Source organism: Streptomyces sp. NPDC031274 (genome assembly GCF_055570235.1).
This window is the reverse complement of record NZ_JBVIHP010000063.1, coordinates 1-6,552: the sequence shown is the minus strand read 5'-3', so window position 1 is coordinate 6,552 and position 6,552 is coordinate 1. Positions and strand designations below refer to the sequence as shown.

Here is a 6,552-nt window from a genome sequence, read left to right as displayed (position 1 = left end):
GGCGCACTTGGCTGACGTTTTGGCGCCCGTCAGTCCTCAGTCTCCGCAGGTCCCGGTCTTCTCGACGCTGACCGGTGACTGGCTGGATGCGGTCAACACGCCGATGGACGCGGGGTATTGGTATCGCAACCTCCGTCAGACGGTGCTGTTCGAGCAGGCCACCCGAGGCCTCCTCGCCGACGGCCACAACCTGTTCCTGGAGATGAGCCCCCACCCGGTCCTGACCGTCCCGGTCCAGGCCACCATCGACGCCACCGATCAGTCCACCGCCGTGGCCCTGGGCTCGCTGCGTCGCGACGAGGGCGGTGCTCACCGTCTGGCGCAGTCGCTCGCCGAGGCGCACGTCCACGGCGCTGAACTCGACTGGCAGGCACTCTTCCCGGGTACCCGCAGCAAGGTCGACCTGCCCACCTACGCCTTCCAGCGTGAGCACTACTGGCTGCTCGCCTCCGAGGAAGCGCAGGGCGCGGGCGGGGCTCCCGTCGTGGACGAGGTCGAAGCGCGCTTCTGGGAAGCCGTGGAGCGCGAAGACCTGGAGCAGCTTGCCGCCGAACTGGACACCGACGGGGCAAGCGCCGAACTCGGCGCCGTACTACCGGTGTTGTCCTCCTGGCGGCGCCAGCGCCGTGAGCGTTCGGCGGTCGACGCGCTGCGCTACCGCGTCACCTGGCAGCCGCTGCCCGGCGGCCCGTCCGGCAACGCCGCTCTCACGGGGCGCTGGCTGGCCGTCGTACCGGAGACGGCTGCTGACCACCCCTGGACGGCGGGTGTCGTGGAGGCGCTGACGCACGCAGGGGCGGAGCTCGTCGAGCTGAGGGTCGACGCGGGCAAGGTGACGCGCGCCGAGCTGGCCGAGAACCTGCGGGAACAGGGCGAGCTCGCGGGTGTGGTCTCGCTGCTCGGCTTCGACGAGTCCGCCCTCAGCGCGTACGCGGCCGTGCCCGCCGGGCACGCGGCCACCGTCGCGCTCGTCCAGGCCCTGGGCGACGCGGAGATCGGGGCCCGGCTGTGGGCGCTCTCCAGCGGTGCCGTCGCCACCGATGACGCCGACCGGGCCGCCGGACCCGTCCAGGCCCAGCTGTGGGGCCTCGGCCGGGTCGCGGCCCTGGAGCACCCCGACCGCTGGGGCGGCCTCATCGACCTGCCGCAGGCCGTGGACGGCTGCGTGGACGGGCGCGCGGCCACCCGGCTCGCCGTGCTGCTCGCGGGATCCGGCGACGCCGAGGACCAGCTCGCCATCCGGGACTCCGGCGTCTTCGTACGCCGCTTCGCCCACGCACCTCTCGCTCTCGGCACGGGCGAGCCCGCGGCCTGGACGGGACGCGGCACGGCCCTCGTCACCGGTGGCACCGGCGCACTCGGCGGGCACGTCGCCCGCTGGCTCGCCCGTGCGGGCGCCGAACACCTCGTCCTGACCAGCCGACGCGGCCCGGACGCACCCGGAGCCGCCGACCTTGCCGCAGAACTGGAGGAGTTGGGGGTCAAGGTCACTGTCGCGGCGTGCGACGTGGCCGACCGGGATGCCGTGTCCGCGCTCCTGGAGCAGCTCGCCCGTGACGGGCACACCTTGCGCTCCGTGTTCCACGCGGCGGGTGTCGGTCAGGGCCAGCCCCTGATCGAGACCGCCCCGGCGGACATCGCCTACGTACTCGACGCCAAGGTCTCCGGCGCGCAGCACCTGGACGCGCTCCTCGAAGGCGAGGACGACCTCGACGCGTTCGTGCTGTTCTCCTCCAACGCCGGTGTGTGGGGCAGCGGCAACCAGGGCGCGTACGCGGCGGCCAACGCCCACCTCGACGCGCTCGCCGAACAGCGCAGGGCCCGGGGCCTCACGGCGACCTCCGTCGCATGGGGCCTGTGGGCCGGTGGCGGCATGGCAGGTGACGACGGCGAGGAGCAGTTCCGCCGCCGGGGCCTGCGCCCGATGGCGCCGGAGCTCGCGGTCGCCGCGCTCGCCCAGGCCGTCGCGCACGACGAGACGTTCCTCGCCGTCGCCGACCTGGACTGGGAGCGGTTCGCGCCCGCCTTCACCTCCTCGCGGCCGAGCCCCTTCATCGGGGACATCCCCGAAGTACGCCGGTACGCGGAGTCCGTGGCGGCCGACGCCCCGGCCGCCGCGCAGGAGGCCGACGACGCCTCGTCGCAGCTGCGCCGACGCCTCACCCCGCTCACCGAGTCCGAGCGCGAGGTGATCCTGCTCGACCTCGTGCGCGGCCACGCGGCGGCCGTGCTCGGCTACGCGGGCGCGGAGGCCGTCGACGCCCACCGGGCCTTCCGCGAGCTGGGCTTCGACTCGCTCACGGCCGTCGAGGTCCGCAACCGGCTCGGCAAGGCCACCGGGCTCCGGCTGCCGACGACACTCGTCTTCGACTACCCGACGTCCGTCGCCCTGGCGCACTACCTGCGCGCCGAGATCATCCAGGACGACGCGGCCGGAGTGGACTCCACGCTCGCCGAGCTCGACCGCCTGGAGGCCGGTCTCACCACCATCGCGCCCGACGACAGTGCCCGTATGCGCATCACGATGCGGCTCGAAGCGCTGATGTCTAAGTGGAAGGGCGCGGAGGCCGAGACACCGGCCGACGGCGAGGCGGTCTCCGAACGGCTCGAGTCGGCCTCCGCCGACGAGGTCTTCGACTTCATCGACAGGGAGCTCGGCATTTCCTGAAGCACGACGCACGCGACCACGCGAGCCAACGCACGACCACGCACGACCGCGGTCTTTCTGTGACTAGACGAACAGGTGAGTTTCCGATGGCGGAACAGCAGAAGCTTCTCGACTACCTCAAGCGGGTGACCGCCGATCTTCACGAGACCCGTCAGCGACTCCGTGAGGTCGAGGCCGAGGAGCCCGAGCCCATCGCCATTGTGGGCATGAGCTGCCGCTACCCCGGCGCCGTGCGCAGCCCCGAGGATCTGTGGCGGCTCGTCTCCGAGGGCAGGGACGCGCTGTCCGCCTTTCCGGAGGACCGCGGCTGGGACGTCGAGGCGCTCAGCGGCGACACGGGTGAAGGAGGCGAGGAGGACCAGCAGCGGCGCCACGGGCGCGGCGGAGGCTTCGTCTACGACGCGGGCGACTTCGACGCCTCCTTCTTCGGGATCTCACCCCGCGAGGCCATGGCGATGGACCCGCAGCAGCGGCTTCTCCTGGAGGCCTCCTGGGAGGCCGTCGAGCGTGCCGGGATCGGCCCGGCCGCGCTCGCCGGCAGCCGGACCGGCGTGTTCGTCGGCGCCACCGCGCAGGGCTACGGCCCGGCGCTCATGGCGTCACCGGACAGCGTCGACGGCTACCTGCTGACCGGCGACGTCTCCAGCGTCATCTCGGGTCGCGTCTCCTACCTGTTCGGTCTTGAAGGCCCCGCTGTCACCGTCGACACGGCCTGCTCGTCCTCGCTGGTCGCCCTGCACCTGGCGGCACAGGCGCTGCGCCAGGGCGAGTGCGACATGGCCCTCGCGGGCGGCGTCGCCGTGATGGTGACGTCCGGCGCGTTCGCGGAGTTCAGCCGCCAGGGCGGCCTCGCGTCGGACGGCCGCTGCAAGCCGTTCGCGGAGGCGGCGGACGGCACCGGCTGGGGCGAGGGCGTCGGCGTCCTCGTCCTGGAGCGGCTGTCGGATGCTCGCCGCAAGGGACACCAGGTCCTCGCGGTCGTCCGAGGCTCGGCGGTGAACCAGGACGGGGCGAGCAACGGCCTCACCGCCCCCAACGGCCCCTCCCAGCAGCGCGTCATCCGCCAGGCCCTGGCCGCTGCCCGTCTCTCCACCGGCGACGTCGACGCCGTCGAGGGCCACGGCACGGGAACAGTGCTCGGTGACCCGATCGAGGCGCAGGCCCTCCTGGCCACGTACGGCCAGGACCGGTCCGCCGAACAGCCGCTCCTCCTCGGCTCGGTGAAGTCCAACATCGGTCACACCCAGGCCGCGTCCGGCGTCGCGGGCGTCATCAAGATGGTCATGGCGATGCGCGCGGGCCTCCTGCCCGAGAACCTCCACACCGACCGGCCCAGCACTCACGTGGACTGGTCCGCGGGCGCCGTCGAACTGCTGACGCAGGCACGGGCCTGGCCGGAGCGCGAGGACGGCGCCCCGCGCCGCGCGGGCGTCTCGTCGTTCGGTGTGAGCGGCACCAACGCGCATGTGATCGTGGAGCAGGCTCCGGAGACCGAGAAGGACGAGAGGGCGGCGGGGGAGGCCGGGACGGTCGAGAGCGCGTCGCCTTCGGGGGTGCTGCCGTGGGTGGTGTCGGCGCGGAGCGCGGACGGGCTGCGCGCCCAGGTGGACCAGCTGCGCCGCTTCGTAGCCGATGACGCAGAGCTGGAGCCGGTGGACGTGGGCTGGTCGCTTCTCAGCGGCCGATCGGCGCTAGAGCACCGGAGCGTGGTGTTCGGGCGTGATCGGGACGAGCTCCTGGACGGCCTCGAAAGCGGGATTTCGGGGGCGGTTGCTGAGGGGCGCCTGGGTGTTGTCTTCACCGGTCAGGGCAGTCAGCGGATCGGGATGGGCCGGGGGCTTTACGAGGCCTTCCCGGTGTTCGCGGACGCGTTGGACGAGGTGTGCGCGTATCTGGATGCGGTCCTCGACCGGCCGCTGAAGGACGTCATGTTCGGTGATGATGCGGAGCTGCTTGGGCAGACGGGTTATGCGCAGCCTGCGTTGTTCGCGGTGGAGGTGGCCCTGTTCCGCCTGGCTGAGTCGTTCGGGGTGCGGCCGGAGATACTCGGTGGGCATTCGGTGGGTGAGCTTGTTGCGGCGTATGTGGCTGGGCTCTGGTCCCTGGAGGACGCGGCCCGGCTGGTGGCTGCCCGGGGCAGGTTGATGCAGGCGCTGCCTGAGGGCGGGGCGATGCTCGCGGTGCAGGCGGCGGAGGCTGACGTACTGCCGTTGCTTGAGGGCTTGGAGGGGCAGGTTGGTGTCGCGGCGGTGAACGGTCCCTCGCAGGTGGTGCTCTCCGGTGACCGTGCCGTCCTGGAGGGTGTGGCCGAGACGCTGAAGAGCCAGGAGCGGAAGGTGCGGTGGCTGAAGGTCTCACACGCCTTCCACTCCCCGCTGATGGATCCGGTGCTGGAGGACTTCCGCAAGGTCGCGCAGAGCCTGACGTATGAGACCCCGGCCCTGCCGGTCGTCTCCAACGTGACCGGGGAGCTCGCCACCGCCGCACAGCTGCGGGACCCGGAGTACTGGGTGCGCCATGTCCGCGATGCGGTCCGCTTCCACGACGGCCTGAACTCCCTCACGTCGTTCGGTGTGTCGACGCTTCTTGAGCTGGGTCCGGACGCGGTCCTGACCGCGATGGCGCACGACACCGTCACCGACCCGGCTGCCCAGGCGGGTCTGGTTGCGGCCCTGCGCAAGGACCGCCCCGAGCCCGACACCTTTCTGACCGCCCTGGCCCAGGCCTACGTGCGCGGTGCGACCGTCGACTGGACGCCCCTCTACGCTCCGGTCGAGAACCGCCGCCGCGTCGACCTGCCGACGTACGCCTTCCAGCACCAGCGCTACTGGCCCCGCCCCGCCATCGGCGGGATCGGCGACGTACACGCATCGGGTCTGCACCCGGCCGAGCACCCGCTGTTCGGGGCCGCCGTCGCGCTCGCCGACGCCGACGGGTTCCTCTTCACCGGCAGGCTGTCGCTCCCGTCGCACCCCTGGCTGGCGGGCCATGCCCTGGGCGGTACGGTCCTGCTGCCCGGCACCGCCTTCGTCGAACTCGCCCTGCACGCGGGGCACCGCGTCGGCTGCGACCTCCTGGAAGAGCTCACGCTCCAGGCGCCGCTCGTCCTGCCCGAACACGGCGGTGTGCAGATGCAGCTCGCCGTCGGTGCTGCCGACGCGTCCGGCCGCCGTGAAGTGAACCTGTACTCACGGCCGCAACGCCCGCAAGGGCCGGCCCCCGAAGAGCTCTGGTCCGACGAACCCTGGTCGCGCCACGCCACGGGCACCCTTGCCCCAGCCGGACACCCGGCCGACTTCGACTTCACCCAGTGGCCGCCCGCCGACGCCGAACCCGTGAGCACGGACGCGCTGTACGACAGCCTCGCCGCGGCCGGGTTCAGCTACGGTCCCGTCTTCCAGGGCCTGCGGTCCGTATGGCAGCGCGACGGTGAACTCTTCGTCGACGTCGCCCTCCCGGAGACGGCGGGCGAACAGGACGAGGCCGCCGCCTATGGGCTGCACCCCGCCCTCCTCGACGCGGCCCTGCACCCGCTGGGCCTCGGCACGTTCGTGGCCGACACCGAGCAGGGCCGGATGCCGTTCTCGTGGAGCGGCGTCTCGCTGTTCGCGACGGGCGCGACGGCACTGCGCGTGCGTCTTGCCGCCGCCGGTACGGACAGCGTCTCGCTGGCCGTCGCCGACGCCGCAGGCACTCCGGTCGCGGCTGTCGACTCCCTGACGCTGCGGCCCGTCGCCGTACCGGAGGGGGACGCCGGACAGGACGGGCGGCAGAACTCCCTCTTCCGCTTGGATTGGGGTGTGGTGAGCGTGCCGGCGGTGTCGTCGGTGGGTTCGTATGTGGTGCTGGGTGAGGATGGGTTGGGGTTGTGTGCGGCGCTTGAG

Annotated in this window: 2 protein-coding genes; both read left to right on the top strand. The window is 72.3% G+C overall.

From position 1 onward, the window contains the following. Window positions 1–2,668 (top strand): SDR family NAD(P)-dependent oxidoreductase (locus ACZ5CR_RS43370; RefSeq protein WP_468868678.1); only part of this gene is annotated, 2,668 nt, incomplete at its 5' end. 86 nt (window positions 2,669–2,754) lie between these two features. Further along, a partial coding sequence (locus ACZ5CR_RS43365; RefSeq protein ID WP_468868675.1) for a type I polyketide synthase occupies window positions 2,755–6,552 on the top strand: 3,798 nt, incomplete at its 3' end.